The 14,722-nt window shown below is 68.3% G+C and carries 12 protein-coding genes; 3 read left to right on the top strand and 9 right to left on the bottom strand.

Annotated elements, in window-relative coordinates; all coding sequences use genetic code 11:
* Nucleotides 1-235: 235 nt before the first annotated feature.
* Nucleotides 236-1,393 (top strand): TniQ family protein, encoded by a 1,158-nt coding sequence (locus ACFYST_RS10530; protein WP_387861574.1) that lies wholly within the window; start codon nucleotides 236-238, stop codon nucleotides 1,391-1,393.
* A gap of 43 nt (nucleotides 1,394-1,436) precedes the next feature.
* On the opposite strand, the gene ACFYST_RS10535 is transcribed toward ACFYST_RS10530, so the two are convergent.
* The 9 genes from ACFYST_RS10535 to ACFYST_RS10575 form a co-directional block, all read right to left on the bottom strand.
* Nucleotides 1,437-1,769: a MazG-like family protein gene (locus tag ACFYST_RS10535; protein WP_387861291.1), complete on the bottom strand. Its 333-nt coding sequence runs from the start codon at nucleotides 1,767-1,769 to the stop codon at nucleotides 1,437-1,439.
* A gap of 63 nt (nucleotides 1,770-1,832) precedes the next feature.
* A complete protein-coding gene (locus ACFYST_RS10540) occupies nucleotides 1,833-2,333 on the bottom strand; it encodes a GNAT family N-acetyltransferase (protein ID WP_387861293.1) in 501 nt (166 codons plus the stop codon).
* Entirely contained in the window at nucleotides 2,330-4,246 is a 1,917-nt protein-coding gene (locus ACFYST_RS10545) for an ABC transporter ATP-binding protein (protein ID WP_387861295.1), read from the bottom strand. The genes ACFYST_RS10540 and ACFYST_RS10545 overlap by 4 nt, the downstream gene beginning before the upstream one ends.
* 197 nt (nucleotides 4,247-4,443) lie before the next feature.
* Entirely contained in the window at nucleotides 4,444-5,454 is a 1,011-nt protein-coding gene (locus tag ACFYST_RS10550) for a thiopeptide-type bacteriocin biosynthesis protein (protein ID WP_387861296.1), read from the bottom strand.
* On the bottom strand, nucleotides 5,436-6,593 hold the full coding sequence (locus ACFYST_RS10555; protein WP_387861298.1) for a lanthionine synthetase C family protein: 1,158 nt from the start codon (nucleotides 6,591-6,593) through the stop codon (nucleotides 5,436-5,438). The genes ACFYST_RS10550 and ACFYST_RS10555 overlap by 19 nt, the downstream gene beginning before the upstream one ends.
* A complete protein-coding gene (locus ACFYST_RS10560) occupies nucleotides 6,590-9,646 on the bottom strand; it encodes a lantibiotic dehydratase (protein WP_387861300.1) in 3,057 nt (1,018 codons plus the stop codon). The genes ACFYST_RS10555 and ACFYST_RS10560 overlap by 4 nt, the downstream gene beginning before the upstream one ends.
* Nucleotides 9,647-9,737: 91 nt before the next feature.
* Nucleotides 9,738-9,917 (bottom strand): FxLD family lanthipeptide, encoded by a 180-nt coding sequence (locus ACFYST_RS10565; RefSeq protein ID WP_387861302.1) that lies wholly within the window; start codon nucleotides 9,915-9,917, stop codon nucleotides 9,738-9,740.
* A 56-nt stretch (nucleotides 9,918-9,973) separates the two neighbouring features.
* A complete protein-coding gene (gene fxlM / locus ACFYST_RS10570; RefSeq protein ID WP_387861304.1) occupies nucleotides 9,974-11,203 on the bottom strand; it encodes a methyltransferase, FxLD system in 1,230 nt (409 codons plus the stop codon).
* A gap of 107 nt (nucleotides 11,204-11,310) precedes the next feature.
* Nucleotides 11,311-11,793, bottom strand: coding sequence for an ATP-binding protein (locus ACFYST_RS10575; protein ID WP_387861305.1), 483 nt, complete (start codon nucleotides 11,791-11,793; stop codon nucleotides 11,311-11,313).
* Nucleotides 11,794-12,734: 941 nt separating this feature from the next.
* On the opposite strand from ACFYST_RS10575, the gene ACFYST_RS10580 reads away from it, so the two are divergent.
* Together ACFYST_RS10580 and ACFYST_RS10585 are read left to right on the top strand one after the other, a co-directional pair.
* Nucleotides 12,735-13,745 (top strand): tetratricopeptide repeat protein, encoded by a 1,011-nt coding sequence (locus ACFYST_RS10580; protein ID WP_387861307.1) that lies wholly within the window; start codon nucleotides 12,735-12,737, stop codon nucleotides 13,743-13,745.
* 107 nt (nucleotides 13,746-13,852) lie between these two features.
* Nucleotides 13,853-14,695, top strand: a complete 843-nt coding sequence (locus ACFYST_RS10585; RefSeq protein ID WP_387861576.1) for a glycosyltransferase family 2 protein — start codon at nucleotides 13,853-13,855, stop codon at nucleotides 14,693-14,695.
* The last annotated feature ends 27 nt before the right edge of the window (nucleotides 14,696-14,722 follow it).

The raw sequence follows: 14,722 nt of genomic DNA on the forward strand, positions 1-14,722 counted from the left end.
CCGTTGGGCAGACCTCGTATGAGGTATGGACCGGCCGCGTCAGGCAACGGACTTGGCACCATCGCGCTCACCTCGCACGAGGGAGAGGACCACAGCCGACTTCATCCGGGTCACCGGTCGTCACACTCGCACGGTCAAGGACTGCGGGTTCGACAGACGCCGGAACACCAGGCGATCAACAGGGGGTACCACGACCATGTCGTCAGCAGCCACAGCCCTGGGGCCGCGGTACGTCATGCGGCGACTGCCGTGTGCCCCCCCTTTTTCCAGCGAGTCCCTCGCTAGCTGGATCTTGACACTATCAAACAATCTCGACATTCCGATTTGGCGCATCCCAGCCATCATCGGATTCGGCTCACATCCGTTCAATCTCTTCCAGACGGGTAGATGGCCGCGTAAAGTCTCGCCGAGGCAGGTTGTCGCCATACGGAATTCAACCGGCCTTCACGTGTCGCGCATCATTGACATGACATTCAATCACCTATATTCCGGCATACCGTCATTGGAGCTTGCAGATGGCTCCAGAAGCATGTGGCGCTACAACTTCATAATGTCGCAACACGTTCGCATTTGCCCAGAATACCTGAGGGAAAGGCCATCCCGATGGCCCCTGGTTTGGCACCTCCCATGGGTTATCGCCTGCCAGATGCATATCCGCTATCTCGTCGACTCGTGCAAGTGTGGCGCCCCCGTCAAGACACCCGCTTCCACTAGAGGCGACTGGATCTGTCACAGCCTGGACCCCATGGGATGCGGACGCCCCCTCCATAGCCTGCCATCGTCGCGGGTGCGGCATAGAGAACTGATCTCGGCGCAGGCGAAATTGATAGAGATCACTCGCCGCAAGAGGGAGCGAACAAGTCTGAATTCAGCGACAGCTGATGACCTCTACAACATCCTGTTGATGACGCTCGCCCGCGGCTCTCTCGCCAGCATCCCGCACATCTCGGAATCAGCAAAAACAGCATACGAGCGATTTTCGATCGCAAATGAGAGAGACGGCTGGCAATCGCTCATCTCAACTGTCGCGCGCCTACCTGCCGATCGTCGCCTACTTGAGGCCGCCATTCTCATGTCCGAACCAATTCTGACGGCAGATCAACCACTAGAAGCGGCCCGATCTATACTTCCCCTCGACCAAGGGGGAAACGGCCTCAACGCCATGTCTGACTGGGTCCATTCGAAATGGCAGGTCGAAGCACTACTTCACGGGAGCCACCGATTCGAACAACTTACGCAGCTCTGCCTCGGCTCCGCCAGTCTCGATCAAGTACCGGCTCGGGGCACGAAGAGGTATAGCGGCTGGCGCTCGCCAGTGGCCGAACCAGCCGACCGACGCCGCGCCGCCAAGCGATCAACAGCATCGCCTTATGGAGCGACTCCGCGAGCCTGACGCTCTCACCCCCGAAAACGGGAGCGGACCATGGGCGCGTGTTCTACGCCGTCTGATCGGTGGGGAGTGAGCGCTCGGCGACGTAGGCGAGACGCTTGGCGAAGACCTCGCCGGCGTCGGGGCGTCGGGTGCGGAGGGCGACCATCGCCGTCATGATCACGTCGCAGAGTTCGGCGTCGACATCGTCCCAGGTGTGGGTGATGCCCTTGCGCGGGTTCTGTCCGAGGACGCCGATGACGGCTTGGGCGACCTCGCCGACTTCCTCGGAGAGCTTCGCCACGGTCCGCATCACGATCTCGGCCTCCGGCGAGACCGTGCTGTTGGAATCGAGCCAGGCGACCAGGCGGCCGATCGTGTCCCACGTGTCAGGGGTCATGGCTCTGTTTCCTTGTCTTCGAGGGTTCAGGTGGCATCGGTAGTGGTGGCGGCGCGACGGCGATCAGAGCGGCACAGTCGACCCGGTAGAAAAGCGAGTCATCCTCATGGCGGCTGGGTCGCTCTCGAAGCCGACGGCACGGTAGAGCGGCGCGGAGCCGTCGCTCGCGTACAGCTCGAACAGGGTGCAGCCGTGTGCGGCGAGGTGCTCGACGACTGTCTTGACCACTGCTGTCGCGTACCCGCGGCGCCGGTAGTCCGGGGCTGTGGCCACGGCGTGGATGCGGGCTGCGAGTCCCTTCGGGTACTTGGCGGCCGGCAGGACGCGGTGGATGAGCGCGAGCGCGCATGAGGCCAGGCCCCCGTCGAGAGCATCGACGACGTAGGCGACGGCGTCGTTCTCGTCGGCCAGTCGCTCCGCCAACTGCTCGGTGCAGATCGCCAGCCACTCGGCGTCCATGGGAGCGGAGAGGATCAGCTCGGATCGGAGTCTGGCAATCTCGCTGGCGTCAGCGGGAGTTGCCCTGCGAACGATGGGAATCGGATGGGCAAGCGGTCCGCTCACGGCGTCGTCCTTTCGGTGTGCTGGTTGTCTCGCTGCGGCGGGACGGTCGCTCGGTCGTTCTGCAAGTCCCAGAGCTCGCGTAGGCGACCGGGTTGGTTGACGAGTTCGTCGAAGGTGCCTTGCTGGATGATCTGGCCGTGTTCGAGGACCACGATCCGGTCGGCGATGGACACATTCGCCAGCCGGTGCGTCACCAGGACCACGGCGCGGTCCTGGGCGAGTTCACGGAGGTTCGCGAAGATGCGGTGCTCGGCGCGAGGGTCCAGGGCCGAGGTGGGCTCGTCCAGGATCAGCAGGGGGGCTGGGCGGTAGAAGGCGCGGGCGAGGGCGATGCGCTGCCACTGGCCGCCGGAGAGTGCCTCACCGCCGGCCCAGTCGCGCGTGAGGAGGGTGTCGAGGCCGCTGCCCAGGTCGTCGATGACGTCGCCCGCGCCGGAGATCTCGCAGGCCTGCCGGATAGCCCTGTCGCCGCCCGGGAGCGGCTGGCCTTGGGTGATGTTCTGGCGGGCGGTGAACGGCCAGCGGGCGAAGTCCTGCGGGACGACCGCGGTGTGCTCCCACGCCGCGTGCGGGTCCATGTCGCGGGTGTCCACGCCGTCCCATCTCACGGCGCCGCCGGTGGGGAGGTAGAGCCCGGCGAGGAGCTTCGAGAGCGTGGTCTTCCCGGAGCCGTTCTCGCCGACCAGGGCGATCACCTCGCCTCGTTGAACGTTGAGGCTGACGTCCGTGAGGGCGTCGCGTTCGGCTCCGTCGTACCGGTAGCTCAAGCACTCGACCTGGACCTCGTGGACGCGGTCCACAGCGGTCTGACCGCGGTTGATCCGGTAGCCGCCGGCCTCCGTGAGAAAGTCCGACCAGTCCTGGAAGTACAGTCCGTCGCGGAACATGCGGGCTCCGGCGTTCGCGATGCCTCGCGTCCCCGAGGCGACGGACCGGAGCGCGAACGCCGCTGCCCCGCCGGACGCCGCGGAGAGCCGGCCGGTGGACAGCAGCCAGATCAGAACAGCCCAGACTGCTCCGGAGGCGACGCCGCCGAAGGCCGCGCCGATCAGGGAGGCTCGGGCCCCGAGGGCGGACGAACGGCGCTGCGACTCGTAGAGGCCCGCCGCGACCTGCCGGTACCGGCGCATCAGGAACGGCGTCATCGTCCCGGTGCGGATCTGATCGGCGGTCTCCCGGGCGGAGAGGTGCCAGCGCAGCATGTATCGCATTCGGCTGAGGCTCATGGTGCTGGTGAACGCCATGCGGGCCGCCCTGGCGGCGTGGATCTGCGCCCAGCCCTGCGGGATGCCGGCGATGACCAGGAGTGGCAGCAGAAGCGGGTGGAAGGCCGCCAGGACGACTGCTCCGGCCACCATGGAGGCCGCCGCGGCGATGAGGTTCTGCCCGGTGGAGAAGAGATCTCCGGCCCACTCGGCGCCCCGTTCGGCGGCGTCCTTGCGGTCGCGGAAGCCGGGGCTGTCGTAGGCGGACAGCTCGACGTTCAGCGTCGCCTCCAGGAACAGGATCTCGGCTTCCTGCTGGACGGCCGGGATGAGCCTGGACGACAGCCAGTTCGTAACGATGCCCAGAATCGCGTGCAGGCCGGCTGCGGACACCAGGATCAGGACCGACACCCACGCGGCCAACAAGTGCTCGACGATCCGGCCGGAGGAGAACAGAGCGCCGATCGTGCCAGCCATCGCGAGGAGGCCCGTTGCCTCCGCGATCCCGGACACCGCCTGACAGAGGAGCAGGCCGATGACTGCTGGCCTGTCGACCCGCCACGCCAGCACGACGGAGCGTGCCGTGAGGAGCGGCAGTCTCGTCGTCATCTGCCGGAACGTCATGGAAGCCAGGCGCTGCGAGTACTCGTCTCCCTCCTCGATCAGACCGATTTCATCGTCGTCGGTCATCTCCTGCGACAAGAACATCTCCTTCCGGCGAGGGTGCTGCGAGACGGCGGGGGCGGCTGGGGGCTTGTGCCGCCGTTGATCGGAGAGCAGGACGCTACGCCGGGTCCGCCGACGCCTCACCGGGTATCGCACATGCGTACCCGATGTGGTGAATTCGCAGATGCAGCAGGCGAGTTGCTCTGCCCATCAGCTCCGTTCTGTGTAGGGCTGCCGGGTCAGCGGTGGAGAGCGGTCGCCGTGGTGCTCTCCGTCGTCTCGGCTAGCACGGCGCGTGCGGCGGCGTGGGACAGCGCGGCCTGGAAGTCGGCGGACAGGCCGAGCCGGTTCCAGTGGAAGATCACGTGGTATGCCAGTACCTGGCGCAGGCCGCGTTCCAGCTCTCCCGCCCGTGACCCGGTTCCGAGTGCGGTTCCTGCCGCTCGGAATGCGTCGGCCCACGCAGCGGCGTAGGCGGCGGGGCCGTTGTTGTGGAACAGCGGGCCTTCTGGTGCGGTGTCGGCGAGGAGGAGCGGACGGATCTGGTCAGCGATCTGTTCGAGGCGGTGGTCCGGCAGATTGCTCGGGATCGGGCGTTCCCGGGCGACCTTCTGCCAGACGTCGCCCATCTCGTACCATTCCAGGCCTGCCGCGTGGAACATGCTGGCGCAGAGCAGCATGGACAGTTCGCGGCGGCCCAGTTCTTGCTGCTGGCCGATGGGGTTCTGGAGGATGAAGCCGCTGTCGGCGTGGAACAGCGTGTGCGCGGTGTTCATCGCCTGGACGCCGCCGAAGGCTGCCGTTTCGGGTTCGTAGAGGCCGCGCCACCATCGCTTGATCTCGCCGCTGGCGGTGAGCTCGTCCAGGAGGTCCGCGATCTCGGTACCAGGGTTGCCCCGGCTGGGGTCGTGGTGCAGACGCAGGCGCCAGCAGGGGTACTTCCGAATGAACCACCACGTCACGCCGTGCGGTTCGGTGCTGCGGAGTGTGGGTGCGAGGTGACGGGAGATGACGGTTTCGGCGGCTGTCCAGTCGGCGAACTCGATGTAGGCCTGCCAGCAGGTGTGGTCCGTCTGCTGGTGGAGCGCGTCGCGGCCGGCTTGCCGGTACAGGTCGACGGCGGTCGCAAGCTCTGTGGAGTCGAGGCAGGCGCTGTTGGCCGCGTCTTCGATCGGGGTGTCGGCGAGAACGCGAAGGACGGCGGCTTCGACCTGGGCCGGGCCGCGTGGGGTCAGTTGATGAGCAGGCATGTGTCCCATCCGGATGCGGGAGGCTGGTTCGTCGTGTGGGCGGCGAGGGCGAGTTCCGTCCCGGCGGTGCCGTTCAGGAAGCCCTCCCCGGTGGCCGGGGCCTGGCGCAGGTGCTCACCGATGGCGGCCAGGTGCTGGGCGAGGTCGTGGTTGGCAGCGTCCTGTGCGGCGTGCCAGACGGTCTGATGGAGTCCGGCCCAGCCGTGGCACAGGCCCGAGTCAGTGATCCGCCGGAGTTGTTCTGTGTCGGTGAGGCAGTCGTCGATGGCCTGTTCGTAGCCGTGTTGGCGACCGGTGTCGTCGAGTGCGATGGAGGCCAGCTGGCCTGCTCGGGCGATGCCGGGTGTCCCGTAGCACCAACTCGGTCTGCCTGGCTGCTTCTGCCGGGGGTGGCCTCCGGAGATCTCCGAGAGGTCGACCGTCTCCGGCCACCATGTTCCGGTTGGGCCGGTCTGCTTCCAACGGTCGAGCCACGTGGTGATGGTCAGGATGGCTTCAAGGTGGCCGGGGACGGTGAGGCCGAGGCGGGCGGCTTGGGCGAGGAGCAGCAGCGGTCCGGCGATGCCGTGTGCCACTCCGAGGTTGAGGTGTTCGGGACCGTGGTGGGCGCCGTCGTGCCAGTGGAAGCCGTGCCCGGCCCACCAGCCGGGCAGCCGCTCCTGGTGGCGCTGGATCGGGTGGGTCAGTTCGACGACGTAGGTCAGGACGTGTTCGAGGGCGGCGCTGCCCGGCTGGGTCCTGAGCAGGAGCGCACCGATCCCGGTGAGGCCGTACAGCAGGTCGTATTCGTGGAATCTGGTGGGCTGGCCTGCGCTGATGCGAGCCAGGCCGGCGTCGGCGCGCCGGTGGGCGATTGTGCGTACGTGCCGGTCCAGCTCGGCGCGGGCGCTCTGGTAGCGCTCGGGCGGCTCGGCGGCGGCGTGCAGGACGAAGGCGATGGCGGGTGCACCGAGGAACAGGCCTGCGCTGTCGCTCGCGTTCACGTCGTAGGCGATGGCGCGGCTGATCCAGGTGTGCGCTTGGCTCCAGTTGCTCTCACCGGTGCGGGCGCGCTCGGTGTGCAGCAGTGCCATTCCGGCGGCCCCGTTGTCGAGGCTCTGATCGGCCCACGGCGGATCTACACCGGCGGTGACGGTCACCGGGGCCTCCGGGAGGTGAGAGACAGCGCGCAGGATCTCGCGAGGCGGTCGGTCGCCTCTTCCCGGACCGGGTCCGCGGCGACGGCCCGAAGGTGATGGCCGTGGAGCAGGGACCGCAGCACGGTGGAGGGGTCTCGATCCTGCTGGCCGAGATGGTCCCGGTAGGCGGCAAGGGCGGTCGCTCGTTGCTGCCACGCCATGGTGATCAGGTCACCGCCCGGCAGGTCCAGCAGTGCCGGCGCGGGAGCGCCGGGGCTTGTGAACTTCTCGGTGGTCCTGCGGAGCTCAGCATCGGTCGGGCCGGTACGGCGCGGCAGCACCGTGCACAGCCATCCGAGGCCCTGGGCGGGATGAGCTGCGAGGGATGCCGCGATGTTGACCATGCTGGCAGCGGCCAGCGCCTGCGTGGGGACCTCGGCTGCCAGTGCGGCACGGATCTGGGCGACGGCAGCCGCACTGTCGGCGGCGAAGACCGCGTGTGCGGCGTCCAAGGCCTGGCCGTGGCCGTACCGGCCGGGCTGTGGCTGGTAGCCGGACACGTGAAGTTGAGCGACGAGCCGCTCAGTGCGCAGGCCTGCGGCCCATGTGCCGATCTCGCGCAGCACGTCGCCGTGCTGAGTGGGCGGAACGCGCCAGAACAGGTCGAGGAACTGGTCGGCGTCGGGCCGGGCGGTGTCCTTGAACCGCTGGAACCACCACTGCGTCGCGGAGCCGATGCCGACGAGGAGGGCCGGTACGTGGTTGATCAGGATCTCGTCCCATCGGTCCGGGTGGCCGAGAAGCCGGGCGTGCAGAACGTCGCCGTCCATCGGGAAGTCGACGGGTGCGCCGACGGCGGTGTGCCGCGGCGAGGCGCCACGGGTGGGCGTTGCGGCGCTGGGCCGGTGGTGGAACGCGAAGAGGATTTCGTGCGGTCGGCCGATCCACCCGTTGGCCTTCGCTCCCGGTGTCCCTCGCAGCTCGATGGGGCCGGTGGAGCGGGCGAGCCGTGAGCGCAGGAGTTGCCGGTCAACGGCCTGGGACAGGTCGAGCGGGAGCCTCTGATCGCCTTCGACGGCCGCCACCTGGTCGGGCATTCGCCAGCGCGCCTGCCAGTCGTTCAGTGCCTCGTCCCAGGCGTGATCGGGGGCCGTCGCGCCGGGTAGTGCGGACGGCGGCAGGAGCCAGCGGGGCTGGGCGAGGAGTGTGCGGCGGTAGCGGACTCCGGGCAGGTAGGGCAGCCGCGCCGCGGCGCCGAAGTCGAACATCCCGTAGGCCTGGCAGCGGGCTGTCGCCAGCTCGGCAATGAACCGTGCGAGCGGTGGGGTGTGTTTGCCGGCCTCCAGCGCGTGTGCGACGCGGGGTTCGATGGTCCGCCCGGTCGACAGCTCCACCAGGTGGAACTGCCGGGTGTCGATGGTGATGCCCAGGTCCGAGGGGCCGAGTACACCTGCGCCCTGCGGCTGGTGGTCCCCGAGGTTGATCACATCGGGCAGGAGTCGGGGGACACGTACCAGGACGTCGTCACGGCGGCGACGGGGCGCGAAGGAGAGCTGTGCCGCCGTCGCGTTCCCGCTGGCGGTGAGGCTGTCCGCCCATGGTCGGCGCTCGCCTTCGGTGAGGAGGTGGGCGAAGCGGCCGGCCATGCTGCTGGCGGGTCGCGGGGCCCCGGTGGCGGCGAGTTCGAATCGGCCGTGGCCCAGGGCGTGGAGGGTCGGCGCGTGGACCTCGAAGGCCATCTCGATGCGGCCGGGAGGGACGGGGTCGTCCTGCCAGTCGGCGAGTTCCTCGATCGTCTTGTCCGTCAGGACGATCTCGCGGCTTCCGTCCAGAACAGCCGCTTCGATCATCTCCAGCAGGAGGTGGTCGCGGTCCGTGGACGGTCGCGGTGCACTGCGGCGGTAGGAGCCGAGGAAGTCCGCAGGCATCCCGAGGCCGCTGTCGGCAACGAGCTCCAGCACAGGCACTACAGCACCGACGCCGTACTTGGCGCGGAACCGGGCGAAGTAGTCGCGCCAGCGCGCTTGTCCATACGGGTACGGTGAGAGGCGAACCAGTGCAGCGGCAGCGCCTTCGGCTTCACGGACCACTGCCTCGGGAAGCCGCGCCTGGGCGTCGAGCCGCGTGTCGAGCATCACCGGCACGGCATCGGCGTGCTGGAGCGACCGCATCCGGTCCGCCAGAGGCCCGGCTTGTGCGTCGGGTCGGCTAAGTTCCGCACGGATCTTGTCCAGCTCGGCGGCGAAGTCAGAGATCTCTTCGAGGTCGTCCGTGCGCGTTTGCGCCAGGACCGTGCACACGTGGTCCAGGGCGTCCGTGCAGGTGATCGGCGGCCAGAGTGCACTGATCAGGAAGTCCTGCGCGACGAGCCCCGCCAGCAGGGCATCGAACTTGGTCACCGGTACCGAGGGGTACTCCGCAGCGAGGCCGGCGCGGACCTGCTCGTACGGCATCGGCGCGGCGGCGAGCTCCAGCGCGAGCAGGACCGGTGTAGTGGCCCGCGCGGACACCTCGACCGGTGGCATCAGAATCGTGTCGCCGCCCGCTGGCACACCCGGCGCGACGAGCCGGCTCCCGCGCGCCATCAGGGTGTTGTTCGCCATGAGCGGCAGTCGCTCCAGGAGCCTGGGCTCGCTCTCCAACGTGGCGATGACGCTCGCGAGCCAGGCCCCGTCGGCCCGCAGAACGGCCGTGTGGTGCTGTCCCCACGCCACGGACGGCCCGCTGCCGACCTCGATGCCGGTAATGCCTGCGAAGGCGCCGAACGGTGTCGCCCGGCGCTGCCAGCGCGCCAGGTAGGCGAAGAGGGACAGCGCCAGGCGGCGAATCCTCTTCGGGCTTCCACCGCCGTGGATGGCGCGCTGGATCTCGGCCCCCAGAGCGGGGCTGGCGAGCAGGACGGCATCGCGGACCTGCGGCAGGTCCCACACCGAAGCCAGCCACTGCCGGGACCTGTCGACGGCGTCTTCGCCGGACAGGTCCGGTACGGCCGGAAGTTCCAGATCCGGCGGATAGGTGCTGGCGCGCAGCATCGCCGCGCCGCTCCAGCGGTAGACCGGTGGTGTCTCGCTCAACGGTTCCCCTCCTGACTGCACCGTTCTGTGAGCCGGTAACGGAACGGGGGTGGGCCGAAGGATGCTCCTCCGGCCCACCCCCGTCAGCGGGTCAGGACGGGTCCGCGACACCCGACGCGCAGGCGCTGGCCCCCGTCGAGCAGGTGCTGCCGCAGCCGTCGTTGGTGGCGCACATCAGCTTCCCGCTCGGGTGCGCGGCGACCACGACCCGGATGTCCAGGTCGAACGGGTCGCTCTCGGCGACCGGACGCTCAGCCAGCATGACCGACATGGCGATCACTCTCCTCACATGATGGTTGGGTGGTGCAGGACGCCTGGCCTGCTGCCTTACGCGGCAGGCCAGGAGATCGTGATCCGGCTGTTTCGCTTGTTCACGACGCGCTGGCCGGTCAGCTCGTCGTCGGGGGTGTCCGCCGGGAAGACCCGGAAGGTCGGACCGGCACCGTGTCGGCGATCGCGGTCCCAGTCCCGGATGAGGTCGGCGATCTTCTCGGCCAGGTCGGCGGCCTGCGGCCCGAGGGCGTGGACGCCGAACTCGATCCCCTTGCCGGCCCCTTCGGCGTCGAGCCGCTTCCAGGTGACGTAGCCGAAGGAGTTCCCGTCGACGTGCGCCATGGAGAACCACTTGTTCGCGGGGGCCACGATCCTGGTGTCCAGGTCTTCGCGGACGGTCATCGTGCAGAAGCCGTCGAGCTGGGTGGCCAGCCACATCTGCAAGGAGTCGAAGGGCTCCTGCGCGCCCAGTGTCACGCCGGTCCACGTCTCGGTCCTGGCGGTCTTGACGGCGTTGTCCAGGTGGCTGGGGTCGCCCATGATCTCGTCGTCGAACTTGAGGGCGATCTCTTCGGTCCCGGTCACCAGGAGAACCTGGGTATGGTGCGCGTCGGCTCCCTGCATCGGCACGAAGCCGCACACGCGCACCGACTCGCTCACCAGGTGGTCGCCGCTTCGGGTGAACGCGATCGACCGGGTCAGTCCCCTGACGCGCAGGGGCAGCACGAGCTTCCCGGCCTGGGCGAGCTGGTCGAGCCAGGCCGGCGCCACGTCCCACGCGCCGGCGGTCACGAGGATCACGTCGAACAGGCCGCCGCCCGGCACGGCCGCCGCGGCGTCGCCCGTCACCACGCTGACTCGGCCGTAGCCCTGCTGCTTGAGGAGCCGCTCGGCCCGGTCAGTGACATCGGCGTCGATGTCCATGGTGACGACCTGACCGTCCTCGCCGACCAGCTCGGCGATCAGCGCGGCGTTGTAGCCGCCGGAGCCGATCTCCAGCACTCGCATGCCGGGGGCGATGCCGGCCTGTTCCAGCATGAAGGCCTGGATCTGCGGCGCGGACACCGAGCTGGTGGCCGAGCCGCTGTCGGTGACCTTCGTGACCACGGCGTCGAAGGCGCTGTATGCCTCCTTCAACGACGCGCCCGGGGTGAACTCGTGTCGCTGGACCCTGCGCATGGCCTGCTCCACGGCGGTCGACGTGAGGTCGCCCGATTCCCTCAGCGTGGCGATCATCTGCTCGCGCAGCTCCTCGGCCTCGCTGGTCGTGGGCTGTGTACTCATGGGACTCCTTGCATAGGGGGAAGCGCCTAGTATGCGAGATCTGATTGGCCCTCATGTGCCTTGCCAGAAAGGGCTTATGGCCTGGTCACGAGTGGTGAAGGCGCCGTTCAGGACGCTCTGGCCGCCGTGAGCTCGCCGAGCCGGTGTTCGGCCTCGGTGAGCGGCTCAGGTCCGACCGTTGCCCAGATGCTCTTGCCGGATCGGCTCCGGCACCAGCCGCATGCGGTGGACGATGCAACGGTCAGAGCAAGGCCGCGCCCGGATTCGTCGGTGTCGCCAGCCTCTGTCAGCGTCGGCCCTACGGGGCTCGCGTCGGAGACGATCACGGTCACGGTCCCGCCGCTGGACCAGAGGAGGAGGTCGACCATGTCGAGTATCGGCTTGCCGTGGCGGAGGGCGTTGCCCACCAGCTCCGTCGCCAGGAGGCAGACGACGAACGCCTGTTCTGCGTCCTCGGGATACTCCCATTCGGTGAGCTTGCGCCGGACGTAGCCGCGAAGTCGTGTGACGCCGTCCTCCTGCTGGACGTCCACGCTCCAACGCGCCCAGGTGGCGCCCAGGGGTTGTACGGGTGGCGGCTGCTCGATCATGTGGACACCCCTTTCGGGCCGTGGCGGGCAGAGGAACTCCTCGGATCATTCCGGGCGTCTTGGCGGCCAACACAGTGAACCTCCGGCCGCATGCCGGCGGTATGGCCTCGATTCCGTGGCTCTGTTCAATCCGTTCAACGGGTTCAACCAGCATGAGCCGGTGGCGAATTGAAGTGATGAGCAGACAGAAGGACCGCGTCGGAGCCGCTCGGAGCACCGGTTCCTCAGCTGTACGGTTCGACGTCCCGGGAGGATGCCGGCGCCATGCCGTGAGGGCCCGTGCGGTGGTCGAGCTGGTTGTGCACGGAGACGCCCAGGAGGGTGATCACGGCCGCGTTGCCGAGCGCCCATAAGCCGGCAAGCGCCGTCCCCACAGGGTCTCGATGCCGTCCACGGTGCCGCCCGCAAGCGGTGAGGCCGCTGTCGATGGGTGCGGTACGGACTGGCACGGGCATGCGAATCACACTCCCCATGTACGAAGTTGGCTTGCCACGGATCGAGCGGGGAGGACTCGACTCATTGAGTCCACCCGCCCCCCGTGGCGTGACTCACAGTCAACTAGCCTGTGCGGTACGTACGGGAGTTGCCAGGCGTGTGCCAGATGTAGGCCAGGTTGTAGTCCAGGGAGTGGTGCGATGTCGGGGGGACGGCCCATCGCAGAGCAGATCGCCGAGGCCCGAGAGAAACGCGGCTGGTCCAAGGCGCGCTTAGCACGCGAACTCGGAGCCGCTGAGGGTCGCGGCGGCGACGGGCCCGGCCGACACGCAGTGTGGCGCTGGGAGAAGGGAGACGACCGGACTCCCGACTACTGGCTTCCCTACCTTGTCAAGGTCCTTGGGCTTCAACTCGAAGCCCCGCAGGGAAGATCCAGTGAAGATGCAAGCCCAGTACGGCCCGGCGATACCGTGGCCTCAGTGATCGAGCTGGGGAGGAGCGACGACGTGGACCGCCGTACGTTCATGACCGCATCGGGCGGATACGCCCTCGCCGCCCTCGGGCTGCCGGACCTCGACGGCATCACCCGCAGGACACGCGCGCAGAGCGAATCCGCGGTGAAGGTCGGCCGCGGCGAGGTCGCGGCGGTCCGGACCATGATCAAGTCACTGGGTGACGCGGCAGCGGAGATCGGCGGCGGCCACGCGCGCTCCACCGCCGTCTACTACCTGACCACCTCCGTCTCGAAGTGGCTCAGCGGCTCCTGGACCGAAGAAGTCGGGCGCGACCTGTACGGCGCCACGTCCCAACTGGTCCACCTGATCGGCTGGATGGCCCAGGACGAAGGAGACCACGGCTTCGCGCAGCGCTACTACGCCCACGCCTTCCGGCTTGCTGCCGAAGCCGGCGACGCCGAGCTCTCCGCGACCGCGTTGCGAGGACTCGCCGTCCAGGCGATCGACCTCGGCTACCGGGCCGCCGCCGTCCAGATCGCCGAGGAGTGCGTCGACCAGGCCAAGCGCTTGGACGACCCCAAGGCACTCGCCTACTACGAGACGACCCTCGCCGACGCCGCGGCCCAGGACGACGACCGCAAGACCGCCACGCAGATGCTCAGCGCCTCACAGGCCCACATCGAGCGAGCATCCACCGAGGCAGGCGACTCGTGGGCCTCGCACTTCAGCATCGGCCGGTGGGCCCACCACTCCGGCATGATCCTCGCGCGCCTCGGGGACTACGACGCAGCACAGGACCACCTTCACCACTCGCTCGACATCCACGGACTCGACCGCCAACGAAGCCGTGCCATCGTTCTGGCCGACCTCGGCACCGTCCAGTTCCGGCAGGAGAACTACGAAGCCGCCATCTCCACGTGGGGCGACTTCCTCGACTGCGCGAACGGGGTGAGGTCCATCAAGGTCTCCGACGCCGTTGACGACATGCAGGCGCGGCTCCGCCGCATCCGCGGCGTACACGGCGCCGAAGACCTCAGCGAGCGGGCCGCCAACATGACCTGACCCTCGCGGTCGCGCGCCGTGCGGTCCTCTCGACCCTTCAAGATCATGACGAGGTGAATCAGGTGACGGACGGCAACCCGCTGAACCTGGGCGTGGTGGTGTTGACCATGGGAAACCGCCCCGAGGAGCTGCAAGCACTCCTTGAGTCGGTCCGGTCTCAGGAAGGCGAAGGAGAAGTCACCACCGTTGTGCTCGGCCAAGGCGTCGAGCTTCCCGCGCTTCCTGACGGGGTTGCGGCAGTGGAGCTACCGGAGAACCTGGGCATCCCGGGTGGCCGCAACGCCGGCGTGCAGTGGCTCCGAGACCATGCCAAGCCAGACGTCGTCGTGGTCCTCGACGATGACGGCCTCCTCCCCGCCACGGACACGTTCAAGCTGCTGCGGGACGCCTTCGCCGAGAACCCGAGTCTGGGCATCGTCAGCTTCCGGATCGCCGACGAGGACGGCCGCACTCAGCGTCGACACGTCCCACGCTTCGGCTCCTCCGACCCGCTCCGCTCAGGCGAGGTCACCACTTTCCTCGGTGGCGCGCACGCCATCCGCATGCCGGTCATCGACCAGGTCGGTGACTTCCCAGCGGTGTTCTTCTACGCCCATGAGGAGACCGACTTCGCCTGGCGAGCCCTGGACGCCGGGTGGCAGATCCACTACCGGGCCGACCTGGTACTCCGCCACCCTCGCACCGACCCGGCCCGGCACGCCCTCTACTACCGGCTGACCGCACGCAACCGCGTATGGCTCGCCAAACGCCACCTGCCGGCCCCGCTGGTTCCGCTGTACCTCACCTCCTGGGCGCTCTACACGCTGGCAAGGCGACCGCCGATGTCCGGCCTGTCAGCATGGTGGGGCGGCTTCTTCGAGGGCCTGCGCGTCCCGTGCCCGCCGCGACGGCCGATCAGGTGGGCCACGGTATGGCGCATGACCAAACTCGGCCGTCCGCCAGTGATCTGACGCGCCGATCGAACACGATCCCGTTCA

Source organism: Kitasatospora sp. NPDC004614, assembly GCF_042873675.1.
Taxonomy (GTDB): Bacteria; Actinomycetota; Actinomycetes; order Streptomycetales; family Streptomycetaceae; genus Kitasatospora.